The sequence below is a fragment of the Bradyrhizobium sp. SZCCHNS3016 genome, assembly GCF_032484535.1.
Classification (GTDB): domain Bacteria; phylum Pseudomonadota; class Alphaproteobacteria; order Rhizobiales; family Xanthobacteraceae; genus Bradyrhizobium.
Map to the genome: position 1 here is coordinate 12,808 of NZ_JAUETE010000014.1, position 14,290 is coordinate 27,097.

General features: G+C 66.8%; 17 protein-coding genes. 8 read left to right on the forward strand and 9 right to left on the reverse strand.

The window, feature by feature from the left end:
- Positions 1-19: 19 nt before the first annotated feature.
- A complete protein-coding gene (locus QW881_RS24280; RefSeq protein WP_315757410.1) occupies positions 20-664 on the reverse strand; it encodes a DUF1134 domain-containing protein in 645 nt (214 codons plus the stop codon).
- Positions 665-783: 119 nt separating this feature from the next.
- Between QW881_RS24280 and QW881_RS24285 the strand changes: the two genes are divergently transcribed.
- Complete coding sequence (locus QW881_RS24285) at positions 784-1,293, forward strand: YHS domain-containing (seleno)protein (protein ID WP_315757409.1); 510 nt, start codon at positions 784-786, stop codon at positions 1,291-1,293.
- A gap of 14 nt (positions 1,294-1,307) precedes the next feature.
- Here QW881_RS24285 and cysQ read toward each other — a convergent pair whose 3' ends face one another.
- Complete coding sequence (gene cysQ / locus QW881_RS24290; RefSeq protein ID WP_315757408.1) at positions 1,308-2,141, reverse strand: 3'(2'),5'-bisphosphate nucleotidase CysQ; 834 nt, start codon at positions 2,139-2,141, stop codon at positions 1,308-1,310.
- Between the two features lie 236 nt (positions 2,142-2,377).
- Here cysQ and chpT point away from each other — a divergent pair, with 236 nt between their 5' ends.
- The 7 genes from chpT (at position 2,378) to QW881_RS24325 (ending at position 9,614) form a co-directional block, all read left to right on the forward strand.
- Positions 2,378-3,040, forward strand: coding sequence for a histidine phosphotransferase ChpT (gene chpT, locus QW881_RS24295; protein ID WP_315734106.1), 663 nt, complete (start codon positions 2,378-2,380; stop codon positions 3,038-3,040).
- Positions 3,041-3,282: 242 nt separating this feature from the next.
- The gene (locus QW881_RS24300) at positions 3,283-6,078 is read left to right on the forward strand and encodes a hybrid sensor histidine kinase/response regulator (protein WP_315757213.1); all 2,796 of its coding nucleotides are present in this window, start codon (positions 3,283-3,285) and stop codon (positions 6,076-6,078) included.
- A 26-nt stretch (positions 6,079-6,104) separates the two neighbouring features.
- Positions 6,105-6,575 (forward strand): chemotaxis protein CheW, encoded by a 471-nt coding sequence (locus tag QW881_RS24305; RefSeq protein ID WP_315714012.1) that lies wholly within the window; start codon positions 6,105-6,107, stop codon positions 6,573-6,575.
- A gap of 68 nt (positions 6,576-6,643) precedes the next feature.
- A complete protein-coding gene (locus tag QW881_RS24310) occupies positions 6,644-7,009 on the forward strand; it encodes a PleD family two-component system response regulator (RefSeq protein WP_006613312.1) in 366 nt (121 codons plus the stop codon).
- A gap of 74 nt (positions 7,010-7,083) precedes the next feature.
- Entirely contained in the window at positions 7,084-8,274 is a 1,191-nt protein-coding gene (locus tag QW881_RS24315; RefSeq protein WP_315757407.1) for a chemotaxis response regulator protein-glutamate methylesterase, read from the forward strand.
- Entirely contained in the window at positions 8,271-9,140 is an 870-nt protein-coding gene (locus QW881_RS24320) for a protein-glutamate O-methyltransferase CheR (protein ID WP_315757406.1), read from the forward strand. The genes QW881_RS24315 and QW881_RS24320 overlap by 4 nt, the downstream gene beginning before the upstream one ends.
- 195 nt (positions 9,141-9,335) lie before the next feature.
- The gene (locus QW881_RS24325; RefSeq protein ID WP_315757405.1) at positions 9,336-9,614 is read left to right on the forward strand and encodes a hypothetical protein; all 279 of its coding nucleotides are present in this window, start codon (positions 9,336-9,338) and stop codon (positions 9,612-9,614) included.
- Positions 9,615-9,685: 71 nt separating this feature from the next.
- On the opposite strand, the gene QW881_RS24330 is transcribed toward QW881_RS24325, so the two are convergent.
- From QW881_RS24330 to QW881_RS24360, 7 genes are all read right to left on the reverse strand, one after another.
- Positions 9,686-10,771: a DUF2252 family protein gene (locus QW881_RS24330; RefSeq protein ID WP_315757404.1), complete on the reverse strand. Its 1,086-nt coding sequence runs from the start codon at positions 10,769-10,771 to the stop codon at positions 9,686-9,688.
- Between the two features lie 36 nt (positions 10,772-10,807).
- Complete coding sequence (locus QW881_RS24335; protein ID WP_315757403.1) at positions 10,808-11,044, reverse strand: hypothetical protein; 237 nt, start codon at positions 11,042-11,044, stop codon at positions 10,808-10,810.
- A gap of 106 nt (positions 11,045-11,150) precedes the next feature.
- On the reverse strand, positions 11,151-12,314 hold the full coding sequence (locus QW881_RS24340) for a glutathionylspermidine synthase family protein (RefSeq protein WP_315757402.1): 1,164 nt from the start codon (positions 12,312-12,314) through the stop codon (positions 11,151-11,153).
- A gap of 5 nt (positions 12,315-12,319) precedes the next feature.
- Positions 12,320-12,592, reverse strand: a complete 273-nt coding sequence (locus tag QW881_RS24345) for a hypothetical protein (RefSeq protein ID WP_315757401.1) — start codon at positions 12,590-12,592, stop codon at positions 12,320-12,322.
- Positions 12,593-12,653: 61 nt separating this feature from the next.
- Positions 12,654-13,046: a hypothetical protein gene (locus QW881_RS24350; RefSeq protein WP_315757400.1), complete on the reverse strand. Its 393-nt coding sequence runs from the start codon at positions 13,044-13,046 to the stop codon at positions 12,654-12,656.
- A 2-nt stretch (positions 13,047-13,048) separates the two neighbouring features.
- Complete coding sequence (locus QW881_RS24355) at positions 13,049-13,453, reverse strand: DUF350 domain-containing protein (protein ID WP_315757399.1); 405 nt, start codon at positions 13,451-13,453, stop codon at positions 13,049-13,051.
- A gap of 71 nt (positions 13,454-13,524) precedes the next feature.
- Positions 13,525-14,280, reverse strand: a complete 756-nt coding sequence (locus QW881_RS24360) for a GntR family transcriptional regulator (protein WP_315757398.1) — start codon at positions 14,278-14,280, stop codon at positions 13,525-13,527.
- Positions 14,281-14,290: the final 10 nt, after the last annotated feature.

The following is a 14,290-nucleotide window of genomic DNA, read 5'->3' on the forward strand; positions in this document are numbered from 1 at the left end:
GCGGTACCAGCCGGCGACCTCAGAACGGGTTCCAGGTCGCACTTGGGGTGAACTTGAGGTAGCCGACATTGGCGCCGAGCCGCAGGCCGATCCCGGACCGGATCGGCACCAGCACGATGTTGTTGGCGGTCAGCGCCGTCATGCCGAAGCCGCCGACGATATAGGCCGAGCCGTCGATGCCGACGAAGCGCTGATAGATCGCGCTGGTGGCCGGCAGGTTGTAGACCAGCGTCATGGTGCGGGCGCCGTCGCCGCCCCAGTCGAAGCCGAGCGAGGGGCCCTGCCAGTAGACGCGGAGGTCGCCGGCGTTCTTGGTGTAGAGCGTGCCCTCGCCGTAACGGAGACCGGCGACGAAAGCACCGGCGCCTTCCTCGCCCAGGATATAGCCGTTCGGCAGGCCCCATTGGCTGACGGCGCGCTCGATGACCGAGGCGAGGCCGCGCGAGACGTTGCCGAAGAAGCGGTGGCCGGCATTGACGAGCTCGTCCGGATTGAAGCTGTCCGGGCTCGGCGCAGGGCGCGGCGGCGGTGCGGGCTGCTGATACGGCTGCGCAGCCTGGTAGGGCGGCGCAGCAGGCGGGGGCGCCTGCTGCCCGGCGACCGACGCGGTCATGGCCAGCACGGCCGCTAGCGTGGCGGCGGCAAGGCGTGATGCGAAACTCATCGATGGAAATCCCCTGCTATCGGCTGCCCGAGCCTCGCCTTAACCTGACGCCAACCCCATCGGGCGATTGTCGGGCGAGGGGCGATGCCCCTGCGACTCCCATGTTATCGGCACCAACTATGACCGCACAACGGCAACAACCGAACCAGACCGGATCAAAGTCGCTGTTTCGCCTTGTAATTGCCGCTATCGCGCTCGCTGCGCTGCTACTGCCGGTCGGCGCGCCGGCGGCCACGACGCAGCGCATCATCTCCGACCGCTTCAGCGGGCTGGCGATCGACGGCTTCGACCCCGTTTCCTATTTCGTGGATGGCAAGGCCCTGCTGGGACTGCCGGATTTCGAGGCGTCCCAGGGTGGGGTGGTCTGGCGGTTTCGCAACGAGGGCAATCGCGCCTCCTTCCTGGCCCATCCGGAGGTCTACGGCCCGCAATTCGGCGGCTACGACCCGACCGATGTGGCTCGCGGCGTGACGGTGGCCGGCAACCCGCGCTTCTTCGTCGTGGTCGAGGAACGGCTGTTCCTGTTCAACCGCGAGGAAAGCCGCGACGCCTTCGCGGCCGACCCGAGCCGCTATCTGCCGCGGGCGGAAGCTCGTTGGCCGGCGCTCGAGGAGGATCTGCCGCAGTAGGCGGTAGGGCTGTCTCAAATTCTCACCGCAGCCGGGTCGCCCCAGGCGATGAAGGACGGCACGATGAAGCCGTCAGGGCGCTCGCCATAGCGCAACGGCGCGCCGGTCTCGCTGGTGACGGTGCCGCCGGCGGCTGCGACCACGGCATGGCCTGCCGCCACGTCCCATTCCGAGGTCGGGCCGAGCCGCGGATAGATGTCGGCCAGACCTTCGGCGAGCCGGCCGAACTTCACGGCCGAGCCGAGCGGCAGGCGCACCGCGCCCGGACGGGCCGCAATGAAGGCTTCGGTGCGGGCATCGCCATGCGACCGGCTGACCGCGGCGACCCATGCCGCGCCCTGCGGCGGCATCGGCCGGGTGCGGATCGGCTCGGCGGCCGCCAAACCCGCCTCCGTGAACGACAGCCGCTCGGCGCCACGGCCGACCAGACCGCGCCAGATCTGGCCGATGGCCGGCGCGCAGACGATGCCGAGCAGCGGGCTGCCGCCGGTGACCAGCGCCAGATTGACCGTGAACTCGCCGCGCCCGGCGACGAACTCCTTGGTGCCGTCGAGCGGATCGATCAGGAAGAAGCTGCCATTGAACGGTCCTGCGCTCGCCCCGACCCGCTCCTCCGACAGCGCGGGAATCGCGGGCGCCAGCCGTGCCAGCCCTTCGGCAATGACCCTGTCGGCGGCAAGATCGGCCTCGGTGACCGGCGAGCCGTCGGATTTGTCGGTGACAGCCATGGCGCGGCGGTTGACGGCGAGGATCGCGTAGGCCGCCTCGACGACGAGCTCCGTCAGGGGCGTCATCAGCGCGGCGGCGGCCTCGACCTCGACGGTTCCTGCAGTCGGTGCCGTCGTCATTGCGCGGTGCTCCTTCCGGCCGTTCCGTACGCAGCTTGCATCATCGTATCCTTGTTCTGGCGCCGGCGCATCCGGGTACGGCCGTTCGCACGTTCATTGAGCTGCGGCTGCCGGGAAAACCGCTACGTACTTTCCCGTGTCCCGCCCTCAGTCCGGTGGCGGTCCATGCTTTCGCAGTGTATCAAGCGTTAACGCAAGCATGATTCGCCCAGGTTCGCGGATTTCAGGAACATCGAATGTCCGGCACGTCCTCTCCCGAGATCGCCAATCCGATTCCCGCTCCCGATACGCTCGAACTTGCCGCTCTGCTCTGCTCGAAGGTCTGCCACGACCTGATTAGTCCGGTCGGCGCCATCGTCAATGGGCTCGAGGTGCTCGACGACAATCCGAAGCCGGAGGATCGCGACTTCGCGCTGGAGCTGATCCGCAAGAGCGCCAAGACGGCGTCGGCGCGGCTGCAGTTCTGCCGCCTCGCCTTTGGTGCGGCCGGCTCTGCGGGCGCGCAGATCGATCTCGGCGACGCCCAGACCATGGCGCGCGGCCATATCGAGGATGCCAAGACTTCGATCACCTGGAATCTGCCGCGGCTGCTGTTGCCCAAGAACCGGGTCAAGCTGCTGCTCAACATGATGGTGGTGGCGCAGCAGACGATCCCGCGCGGCGGCATGCTGACCGTCGACCCGATCGGCGACGGCGAGTCCATGAGCTTCCGCGTTGCCGCCACCGGGCTCAATGCCCGGCTGCCGCAGAACATCGTCAATCTGCTTGGCGGCGAATTGCAATCGACCATCGATGCCCACGCGGTGCAGCCCTACTACACCCGTCTGCTCGCCGATGCCTGCGGCCTCAAGGTGACGCTCACCGCCGACGGCAACGCGATGGTCGTGCAGGCGGCCTGATCTGGCAGACGTCCTGCCGCGTCAGTCCTGCGACCTCGTGTCGTGGGACAGACGCAACAATCCATTCACCATGGTTAATCAAGCCTTGCCGATCGGTCCGAATTTGTCCGGATGCATCTTATCTCTTTGTTGAGTCCGTTCATTTGCGCTTACTCAACTAATATTAAACGCTTTGCACCGAAACTGGCCACGGTTTGAAGGGCGCGTCATGTCGCGTTCCGTTGCGTGCGAAGGCCAGTTTCATGGATGACCTGTTGCGTGAGTTCCTGACGGAGACCAGCGAGAGCCTGGACACCGTCGATAATCAATTGGTGCGGTTCGAGCAGGAGCCGAACAACGCCAAGATCCTCGATAACATCTTCCGGCTGGTGCACACGATCAAGGGGACCTGCGGCTTCCTCGGCCTGCCGCGGCTCGAAGCGCTGGCGCATGCCGCCGAGACCCTGATGGGCAAGTTCCGCGACGGCATGCCGGTCACCGGCGAGGCCGTGACGCTGATCCTCACCACCATCGACCGCATCAAGGACATCCTGGGACAGCTCGAGGCCAACGAGGCCGAGCCCGAGGGCGAGGACCGCGACCTCATCAGCGAGCTCGAAGCCATGGTCGAGCGCGGCATGGCGGCAATGGCCGCGTCGGCGGAGCCGATCGCGATGGCCGGCGAGACCGCGCCACCGCTTGCGCCTGCAGCGCCGGCCGCGCCCGCGGTCACGCACGGCTCGCTGATCGACCAGACGCTGGAGCGTCCGCTGCGTCCGGGCGAAGTGTCGCTCGACGAGCTCGAGCGGGCCTTCCGCGAGACCGCGATCGAGTTGCCGCCCGCGCATGAGAAGGCGCCTGAGCCCAAGGCCGCTGCCCCGGCGCCGGTCGCCAAGGCCGGGCCTGCCAAGGCGGAAGCAGAGGCCAAGGCCGAGGCGCCGAAGAAGGCGGCGCGCGCCAAGGCCAATGCCGATGGCGAGGTGCACGAGAACGACAAGGTCGCCAACCAGTCGATCCGCGTCAACGTCGACACGCTCGAACATCTGATGACGATGGTCTCGGAGCTGGTGCTGACGCGCAACCAGCTGCTCGAGATCGCCCGCCGCAACGAGGACACCGAGTTCAAGGTGCCGCTGCAGCGGCTGTCCAACGTCACCGCCGAGCTGCAGGAGGGCGTCATGAAGACGCGCATGCAGCCGATCGGCAATGCCTGGCAGAAGCTGCCGCGCATCGTCCGCGATCTCGCCACCGAACTCGGCAAGCAGATCGAACTCGAGATGCACGGCGCCGACACCGAGCTCGACCGCCAGGTGCTCGACCTGATCAAGGACCCGCTCACCCACATGGTGCGCAACTCCGCCGATCACGGCCTGGAGACGATGGCCGAGCGCGCCGCGGCCGGCAAGGCCGAGCAGGGCACGATCCGGCTGTCCGCCTATCATGAAGGCGGCCACATCATCATCTGCATCGCCGACAACGGCCGCGGCCTCAACACCGAGCGCATCAAGGCCAAGGCCTTGGCGAACGGCCTCGTCACCGAGGCCGAGCTCGAGAAGATGACGGAAGCGCAGATCCACAAGTTCATCTTCGAGCCGGGCTTCTCGACCGCGGCCGCCGTCACCTCGGTCTCGGGCCGCGGCGTCGGCATGGACGTGGTGCGCACCAACATCGACCAGATCGGCGGCACCATCGACATCAAGTCGGTGCTCGGCGAGGGCACCTCGGTCACCATCAAGATCCCGCTGACGCTCGCGATCGTCTCGGCGCTGATCGTCGAAGCCGGTGGCGACCGCTTCGCGATCCCGCAATTGTCGGTCGTCGAGCTGGTGCGCGCGCGCGCCAACTCCGAGCACCGCATCGAGCGCATCAAGGACACCGCGGTGCTGCGCTTGCGCAACAAGCTGCTGCCGCTGATGCATCTGAAGAAGCTCTTGAAGATCGACGACGGCTCGTCGACCGATCCGGAGAACGGCTTCATCGTGGTGACGCAGGTCGGCAACCAGACCTTCGGCATCGTGGTGGACTGCGTGTTCCACACCGAGGAAATCGTGGTCAAGCCGATGTCGACCAAGCTGCGTCACATCGACATGTTCTCGGGCAACACCATCCTGGGCGACGGCGCCGTGATCATGATCATCGATCCGAACGGCATTGCGAAAGCGCTCGGCGCCGCCGGCTCGGCCTCGCAGGCGGTATCCGACGAACACGCCGCGCATCACGCGATCGGCGGCGAGCAGCTCACCTCGCTCCTGGTGTTCCGCGCCGGCACGGCGCAGCCCAAGGCGGTGCCGCTGGCGCTGGTCACGCGCCTGGAGGAGATCGCGGCCGACAAGATCGAGATCTCCAACGGCCGCTACATGGTGCAGTACCGCGACCAGCTGATGCCCTTGGTGCAGATGGAAGGCGTGTCGGTGCAGACGTCAGGCTCGCAGCCGATCCTGGTGTTCGCCGACGAGACCCGGGCGATGGGCCTCGTGGTCGATGAGATCATCGACATCGTCGAGGAGCGGCTCAACATCCAGGTCTCCGGCGCCAAGGACGGCATCCTCGGCTCGGCGGTGATCAAGGGCCAGGCGACGGAAGTGATCGACGTCGGCCACTTCCTGCCGATGGCGTTCGCCGACTGGTTCATCCGCAAGGAGATGGCGACCGAGTCGCAGACGCAGTCGGTGCTCTTGGTCGACGACTCGCCGTTCTTCCGCAACATGCTGGCGCCGGTGTTGAAGTCGGCCGGCTACAAGGTGCGCACGGCGGCATCGGCGATCGAGGGCCTCGCCACGCTGCGTTCCGGGCACAGCTTCGACATCGTCGTCACCGACATCGAGATGCCGGAGATGAACGGCTTCGAGTTTACCGAGGCGATCCGCGCCGACCAGAACCTGAACCAGATGCCGGTCATCGCGGTGTCGTCGCTGGTGTCGCCGGCGGCGATCGAGCGCGGCCGCCAGGCCGGGCTCTACGACTACATCGCCAAGTTCGACCGGCCCGGCCTGATCGCGGCGCTGAAGGAACAGATCGAGGAACGGGCGCGCGCCGAAGCCAACCGGCGGGCCGCGTGACAGCAAGCGGACAGGAGTAGCGTGCGATGAGCAGCAAGATCGAAACCACCGAAGGCGCCGCCGTCGAATACGTCACTGCGATGATCGGCGGCCAGCTGTTCGGCCTGCCCATCTCGCGGGTGCAGGACGTGTTCATGCCGGAGCGGGTGACGCGGGTGCCGCTGTCGTCGGCGGAGATCGCCGGCGTCCTGAATCTGCGCGGCCGCATCGTGACCGTCGTCGACATGCGGGCGCGGCTCGGCCTCGCCCGCGCCGAGGACGGCAAGCCGCCGATGGCGGTCGGCGTCGATCTGCGTGGCGAGTCCTATGGTCTCCTGATCGATCAGATCGGCGAGGTGCTGCGGCTGCCCGAGGAGGGCCGGGAGGAGAACCCGGTCAATCTCGACCCGCGCATGGCGAAGCTCGCCGGCGGCGTGCACCGCCTCGACGGTCAGCTGATGGTCATCCTCGATGTCGATCGCGTGCTCGAGCTCGCAGCAGACAAGATGGCGGCCTGAACACTGCAATTTGAGGGCGGCGGCGCATCAGGCGTCGTTGCATTGGATCCTGATCTCGTGAGGCTGATATGAGAACGTGTCTGGTAGTTGACGATTCCAGCGTCATTCGAAAGGTGGCGCGACGCATTCTGGAAGGTCTGGATTTCCAGATCGTGGAAGCGGAGGACGGCGAGCAGGCTCTGGAGATCTGCAAGCGGGGCCTTCCCGATGCGGTGTTGCTCGACTGGAACATGCCCGTCATGGACGGCTATGAGTTTCTCGGCAATCTCCGGCGCATGCCCGGTGGCGACGCGCCGAAGGTGGTGTTCTGCACGACCGAGAACGATGTCGCGCACATCGCGCGCGCGCTGCACGCCGGCGCCAACGAGTACATCATGAAGCCCTTCGACAAGGACATCGTGACCGCGAAGTTTCAGGAAGTCGGGCTGATCTGATCTCCGTTGCGTGCGGCGGTCCCGTGGTCGTCCGGGCTTGCCGTCACCCCGTGCCTCTGTCCTGTTGGTGAACTATGAGCGTCGCGTTGGCCAGTTCTTCGATCCCGAGTTCGATCAGGCAGGAACCTCTCCGGGTGATGGTCGTGGACGACTCCGTCGTCATCCGCGGCATGATCTCGCGTTGGATCGCGTCTGAGCCCGACATGGTCGTGGCGGCGTCGCTGCGCACCGGCCTGGAAGCCGTGAACCAGATCGATCGCGTTAATCCCGACGTCGCCGTGCTCGACATCGAGATGCCCGAGCTCGACGGCATTGCCGCCCTGCCGAAGCTGCTTGCCAAGAAGAAGAACCTCGCCGTCATCATGGCGTCGACGCTGACCCGCCGCAACGCGGAGATCAGCTTCAAGGCGCTGTCGCTCGGCGCGGCCGACTACATCCCGAAGCCCGAGAGCACGCGCGAGGCCTCGGCGGCTGACAATTTCCACTACGATTTGATTCAGAAGATCCGCAATCTTGGCGCCAAGGCGCGCCGCGCCGCTCCTGCTCCGCATGCGCCGGCCGCATCGCCGATCGTTCCGCAAGTCCAGGGGCTCCGGCCTGTGCTTGCATCGCGGCCGATGGTCGCCCCCGTGGCGCCCGCCGTGCCGACCCAGCTGGCGCGCCGCTCCTTCAGCACGCAGATGCCGAAGGTGCTGCTGATCGGATCGTCGACCGGCGGCCCGCAGGCGCTGATGTCGCTGGTGACCGAGCTCGGTCCCGTGATCGACCGCTTTCCGGTGCTGATCACCCAGCATATGCCGCCGACCTTCACCACCATCCTCGCCGAGCATCTGGCGCGCTCGAGTCGCCGACCGGCCCACGAGGCCGTCGACGGTGAGGTGGTGAAGCCGGGTCAGATCTACCTTGCCCCCGGCGGCCGCCACATGCGTGTGGCGCGCCATGGCGCCGATGTGGTGATCGCGCTCGACAACGGTCCTCCGATCAATTTCTGCAAGCCCGCCGTCGATCCCTTGTTCATGTCGGCGATCGAGGTCTGGCAGGGCTCGACCCTGGCCGTGATCCTGACGGGCATGGGTTCCGACGGCATGCGCGGCGGCAAGGACATCGTCGCCGCCGGTGGCAGCGTGATCGCGCAGGACGAGGCGACCAGCGTGGTCTGGGGCATGCCGGGCGCAGCCGCCAATGCCGGCATCTGCGCGGCCGTCCTTCCCTTGAACCAGATCGGACCGAAGCTGGTCCGTCTGTTTGCTGGAGACCGTTCGTGACACCCCTGGACTATGAGTTCTTGCGTAAGGTCCTGAAGGATCGCTCCGGCCTCGACCTGTCGGCCGATAAGCAGTACCTGGTCGAAAGCCGGTTGCTGCCGCTGGCCCGCCGCGCCAACCTGCCGGGCATCCCGGAGCTGGTGCAGAAGATCAGGAGCGGCGCGGAGCAGCTCACGACGCAGGTGGTCGAGGCGATGACCACCAACGAGACGTTCTTCTTCCGCGACAAGATTCCGTTCGATCATCTCCGTGAGGGCATCCTGCCGGCGCTGATCCAGTCGCGTGCCAATCGTCGTTCCCTGCGCATCTGGTCAGCCGCCTGCTCGACCGGACAGGAGCCGTATTCGATCGCGATGTGCCTGCGCGAATTCGGTCCCGCTCTGGCGGGCTGGCGCATCGAGATCATTGCCACCGACCTGTCGCAGGAGGTGCTGGAGAAATCGAAGGCCGGCCTCTATAGCCAGTTCGAGGTGCAGCGCGGATTGCCGATCCAGCTGCTGGTGAAATATTTCACGCAGCTCGGCGAGCTCTGGCAGCTCAGCGCCGACATCCGCGGCATGGTCCAGCATCGCCAGCTCAATCTGCTGCAGGACTTCTCGCATCTCGGCAAGTTCGATGTCATCTTCTGCCGCAACGTGCTGATCTATTTCGACCAGGAGACCAAGGCCTCGATCTTCGAGCGGATGGCCAAGGTGATGGAGCCGGACGGCACGCTGTTGCTGGGAGCCGCCGAATCGGTCGTCGGCATCACCGACGCGTTCAGGCCCAACCAGGAGCGGCGGGGTCTGTACCAGATCAATCCGGTGCGCAGTCCGCGCGGTGGCGCTGCGCTGCTGCCCGGCCTCAAGGTGGTCGCGGCTCGCTGACGACAGGCGGAAGCGCTCTGTGATCGCGGCCGCAGCTCGACCGGTCGCTGCTCACCACGGTGCTGGCACCTTACGGCGTCGGTGAAGGTCGAATCGCCACCGAGGGCCCGCCGGTGCTGGTGGAGGAGCGGCTGGTGCTGCCGCTGTCGATGGTGCTGCACGAGCCTTGCGACCAACGCCTCCAAATATGGTGCGTTGTCCGCCTCCCACGGCCAAGTCACGATCTCCCGGCGCCTGCGCGACGATCGCCACCGGCTCGAGCTGGTCTGGCTGGAGCGCGGCGGACCGTTGATCGAAGGCGGCGGCGCACGCGGCTTCGGCACCACGCTGATCGACCGCGTCGTGCGCTTCGATCTCGATGGCGAGGCCGTGCCGGACTTCGCGCCCGCTGGCATCCGCTGCTCGCTGACGTTTGCGCTGGGCGCGGAGACATCGTCGGAACATCGGCCGGCGTCGGCCGTGCGGCCGGACTGACCGGTGTGTGATGAAGGTCGCGCTCCGGTCGGTGCTTCCTCGTCCTCGCCGTATCGGCCCTCACGTCGAGCTCAGGCCCGTCGGCACCACACGTCGTAGTCCCTCTCCGTCGCCTCGCGTGCGGCGCGGGAAGCTCTGTGCAACCAGCCCGAACCGCGTTTCCTGAGATCCGCCGCGATGGTGCTGCTGACGCGACCGTCAGCCGCATGGACGGAGGCGAGCTCCGCGCCCATGCCGCGTAGAAGGACGAGCTTGAGGTCGGCGCCGGCCTCCTTGCCGAGGTCGATCTTGCGCGCATCGGCCGACAATCGCCGAACGACGTAGTCCCCCTCGTCGGTCCGGTAAACGCGGAGGAATGGATCGGGCGCGCGATGGGCTCCATTCGAGAGTTCAATGAACCTGTGCTGAGGCGCCGGCTTCCGTTGCGGCTTGTCCTTCGCCCAGGTCCAGGCCGAAGGGACCAACGCCTTCGCTTCGCGCACGACGCGGCCGCCGCGCCATGTTGCGACGACGACGAAGCGTGGACGTCCCAGGCTGCCGCCGCCGGCGGCGCGGCGGAAGAATCTCGGCGTCTCGCCCGTCCCGGGAAGGCTGCCGAGGAGCAACTTATGGACGGCGGAAGGAATTGCATCCGCCGGCGTCAATCCGTCGATCTCGTCCCAGAATTTTCGCCGGCACTGATCCGAGCATTTGACGTAGGAGCGGATCCACATCTCATGGTCGTCGAGCAGCGCCGGCCCTGGCCTTTGAAGTCCGCGGCGATAGCCTTCCAGGATCGCGTCTGCCGCATCGCGGTTGCCGATCTCCATTTTCGGCGCGAGCTCGACGCTGGTCGTGAGTCGGACCAGATCGAGGACGTAGGGCATCACCGCGGCCTCGTCGAAATCATTGACGCCCCACACCCAGCGCCCGTCGGCGTCGCGCCACGTGCCGAAATTCTCCAGATGGATGTCGCCGACGCAGAGCGCAGCTGGTGCGTCGGTGAGCTCGGGGCTGGTCTCGGCGATGCGCCGCGCCCAGCGGTAGTACGTCGCCCGCAGGAAGATGAAGGGGCTCTTTCGCATCCGCTCGTGCTTGGTGAGGAGGTCGTCTTCGACCACTGCGCATTGGCTGCGAAGCCAGGCCTCGTAGGCCGCGGTATCTTCGATGATGGACACGCGATGCCTCCGGATGTGCCGGGCCCGAGCGAAGCCTTATGAGTTGCGCTGATGCCGAACGAACGTGGCCTCGCACATCGCGCGCAGTGCGCGCTTGTCGAACGGCTTGTCGAACGGCTTGGCGAGCCGGGGCAGGCCGCGGATCTCCGGCGGAAACAGCGTCGCATCGTCATGGCCCGAGGTAATGACGATCTTCAGATCGAGCGCAATCAGGCCCTCGTCCTCGGCGACCAGGATCCGCAGGCCTTCGAGTTCGGAGTTGTCCGTCGCCATGCCTCATCCCGACTATGCGCGCCGATCCGGCAGGGAATTCCCCTCGGTCCTATCTAGTGCTCCCGAACCGCGTGTCGAGGCGCTTTCGCTGGCTGTCGTCAATATCCTACAGGATTGCATGCGGCAAAAAGCGCGAGCGGTTGCCGGTGATCGGGCTCGTGTCCTCGCGGATCGACAGGCCGCATGGCTTGTGGTCGACGAGCCAGCTGCCGATCACCGGGAACACGCCGCCGAAATCCGGCAGCGGCGCCAGCGCTTGGCGGATGAAGCCTTCGGCGCCGTAGGGCCCCTCCTGCGCAGAGACGGCGACGCCGTCGGATACCAGGCTGACATTGGCGCCCTCGCGCGAGTAGATCGGCTTGCGCACAAAGCTCGAGCCGAGGCTGGCGGCTTTCCGATCGTCCTCGAAATAGGCCGGCAGCAGGTTCGGATGGCCTTCGTGCATCTGCCAGAGCAGCGGCAGGATGCCCTTGTTGGACAGGATGGCCTTCCACGGCGGCTCGATCCATTGCGTCGGCGCTTGCGCGAGCTTGGCGCCGAACGCATCGCGGAACATCCATTCCCACGGATACAGCTTGAAGGCGAGCGCGATGTCGCCGTCGTCGAGATCGACGAAGCCGCCGCCGGTCTCGCGCCAGCCGATGTCGGCGACATCAAGGATGGTTGTCGACAGGCCCGCTTGGGCTGCCGTGTCGGCCAGATAGGCCAGGGTCGCGGCGTCCTCGGCGTTGCCGGTGAGGCCGGCCAGATGCACGCGGCGCTGCCTGCCGAGGGCGCGCCAGCGCTCGATCAGGCGCTCATGGATCGAGTTGTACTGGTCCGCACGCCCCGGCAGGATGCGACGTTCGATCGCCTGCTCGAGCCAGGTCCATTGGAACACCGCAGCCTCGAAGATCGAGGTCGGCGTGTCCGCGTTGTATTCGAGCAGCTTCGCCGGCGCGCGGCCGCCGTGATAGCTGAGGTCGAACCGTCCGTAGAGGCTGCCGTCCCTTCGCTTCCAGCTCTCCGCCAGCAGCGGCCAGAACGCTTGCGGGATCTTCAGCCGGCGCAGCAGTGCCTCGTCGCCGATGACGCGTGCGACCAGCGCGAGGCACATCTGCTCGAGCTCGGCCGTCGGCTCCTCGATGCCGAGCTCGATCTCGGCGATCGTGAACGCGTAGTAGGCGCGCTCGTCCCAATAGCGCTCGCCGTCGAGCTCGTAGAAGTCGAATCCGCATCGTGCCGCGGTCTCGCGCCAGTCGTCACGTTCTGGACAGGGGATGCGCCGCATCGGTGTCAGCCCCAGGCTGCACCAACCGTGCCGTGCCCGTGGCAACCGGGCGCAGCATCGCCGAAGCCGCCATCGCTGATGCGGCCATGACCGCGTCCGCGCGGTCCCGGCGCCGTCCCGCGTCGGCGACCACGCGATCGCTTGCTGGCAAAATGTTGCGAGGCGGCGGCGGTCACCGCAACCTTGATCGTCGCCCGCACCACCAGGTGCGGACGTTGCATCGGATCGCTTCCGATGAGTCGGTAGGCCAGTTTTTTATGATTTTGAGTCTGTGTCAAAGATCCGAATCCAAGGAAACATCACAAACGCGGTGTTTTCACGGCGCCGGCGCGACGAAAATCAGCCGCCGCCTCCGAAGCCGTGTCCGAACGAGCCAAAGCCGCCGCGCGAGACATGTGCGGAGGAGGCCTCGGCGACATGGCTCGAGCCGCTGCTTCTGGAATCACTGTCGCCGCTGGAAAATCCCCAGCGGCCGGAGCCGCTGCCGCCGCCACCGCCGCTCGAGCGGCGCGTCGTGCATTCGCTCGTCTGCGGCTGGCCGGCCATCGTTGGCGTCTCGGTGCCCTGCTGCGGGCAGCTCTGCTGCCGCGGCATCAGCGCATAGGCGGTGCTGCCGACCGCGAGCGTGCCCATCAGCAGCAGCGCGACATGGCCGGAGCGCTTCACCGGCGGCGTCGCGGGCGGGGGCGGCATCGGCCGGCGCTTGCCGAATTCGCGGCGTTTCTCGGCCATGGTCAGATGATCATCGAGGCGGCGTTCAGCGCGCCGGCGGAGAGCGACGCGAGACCGAGCCAGATCGCCGAAGCCAGCTCGCCGGCGACGATGCGCTGGGCGAGATCCGGCACCGGAATGCGGACGAGGTAATAGACGATCACCTGGACGATCAGCGCGACCAGCGCCCAGATCAGGCAGTCCAGCACGTTGGCGGAATGGGCGATGGCGCTGACCAGCGGCAGGGTGAAGCCGAGCAGGCTGAGGCCGAGCGCGATCGCGGCCGAGGGGTGATTGTCCCGGATCAGCTGGAATTCATTGTAGGGCGTGACGCGGGTGTAGACGAACAGGTAGGCCGTCACCGCGACCAGTGCGGTACAGAAGTACACCAGAAAGGCCGGCAGGCCGGCGAGCGATTGCAGGATCATGGATCAGGCCCGACGCTTGGAAGCTCTCATCTGTCGCGATGCCAGCATGCCCGGTTCGACGTGAACAAAGTCTATCCGTCTTTCGCCGGATCCAGCCTGGCCTGGTCCAGCATCTGCAGCACGGAATCCCCCGTCTTGCGGGTGTGCTCGGAGAGCGCCTGCGCGAAGCCGGATGTGTCCCGCGCCCGCAGCAGCGCCATGAACGCTTCGTGCTCGCCGATCGATTCGTCCCAGCGCCGCGCGTCGTAATTGGCGACCGCCCGCGCCCGGAACACGCTCGCATGCAGGGTGCTCCACATGTTGAGCAGCACGGCGTTGCCGGCGAGCTTGGTGATCTCGGCATGGATCTGCTGGTTGAGCCGGAAATAGGCGGCGCGCTCGGCGGCGCGATGCAGCGCCACCAGCTCGGCATGCATGGCGTCGAGCCTGGCGAGGTCGTCCGACGTCGCACGCGCGGCCGCGGCGCGGCCCGCGGTGGCATCGAGCGACACCATCACGTCGAAGATCTCGGCGATCTCGCGGGCGTCGATCGGCGTCACCACGGGCGTGCGATGCGGCCGCAGCTCGATCAGGCCCTCGGCGGCGAGGATCTTGAAGGCCTCGCGCAGCGGCGTGCGCGAGACGCCGAAGGTCTCGCACAGCATGCGCTCGGGCAAGGCAGCGCCGGCGGCGAGCTCGCCGTCCACGATCATCTCGCGCACCCTGGCGACGAGCTGATCGTGCAGCGACAGGCGATCGAGCGGCCGCTTGGAGTGGTCGGACGACAGCTTCAGCCGCGCCGGCTTGAAGCGCGTCTTCAGTCTGGGCCGGGGTGAAGGCGGGGTCATGTAGGCGCGG

What these genes read in the sequence shown, in the direction of transcription:
- QW881_RS24285 (WP_315757409.1), top strand. Translation starts at nt 784, where the DNA reads ATGACCGCACAACGGCAACAACCGAACCAGACCGGATCAAAGTCGCTG.
- QW881_RS24315 (WP_315757407.1), top strand. Translation starts at nt 7,084, where the DNA reads ATGAGCGTCGCGTTGGCCAGTTCTTCGATCCCGAGTTCGATCAGGCAG.
- QW881_RS24310 (WP_006613312.1), top strand. Translation starts at nt 6,644, where the DNA reads ATGAGAACGTGTCTGGTAGTTGACGATTCCAGCGTCATTCGAAAGGTG.
- QW881_RS24280 (WP_315757410.1), bottom strand. Translation starts at nt 664, where the DNA reads ATGAGTTTCGCATCACGCCTTGCCGCCGCCACGCTAGCGGCCGTGCTG.
- QW881_RS24340 (WP_315757402.1), bottom strand. Translation starts at nt 12,314, where the DNA reads ATGCGGCGCATCCCCTGTCCAGAACGTGACGACTGGCGCGAGACCGCG.
- QW881_RS24360 (WP_315757398.1), bottom strand. Translation starts at nt 14,280, where the DNA reads ATGACCCCGCCTTCACCCCGGCCCAGACTGAAGACGCGCTTCAAGCCG.
- QW881_RS24335 (WP_315757403.1), bottom strand. Translation starts at nt 11,044, where the DNA reads ATGGCGACGGACAACTCCGAACTCGAAGGCCTGCGGATCCTGGTCGCC.
- QW881_RS24355 (WP_315757399.1), bottom strand. Translation starts at nt 13,453, where the DNA reads ATGATCCTGCAATCGCTCGCCGGCCTGCCGGCCTTTCTGGTGTACTTC.
- QW881_RS24300 (WP_315757213.1), top strand. Translation starts at nt 3,283, where the DNA reads ATGGATGACCTGTTGCGTGAGTTCCTGACGGAGACCAGCGAGAGCCTG.
- QW881_RS24305 (WP_315714012.1), top strand. Translation starts at nt 6,105, where the DNA reads ATGAGCAGCAAGATCGAAACCACCGAAGGCGCCGCCGTCGAATACGTC.
- chpT (WP_315734106.1), top strand. Translation starts at nt 2,378, where the DNA reads ATGTCCGGCACGTCCTCTCCCGAGATCGCCAATCCGATTCCCGCTCCC.
- QW881_RS24350 (WP_315757400.1), bottom strand. Translation starts at nt 13,046, where the DNA reads ATGGCCGAGAAACGCCGCGAATTCGGCAAGCGCCGGCCGATGCCGCCC.
- cysQ (WP_315757408.1), bottom strand. Translation starts at nt 2,141, where the DNA reads ATGACGACGGCACCGACTGCAGGAACCGTCGAGGTCGAGGCCGCCGCC.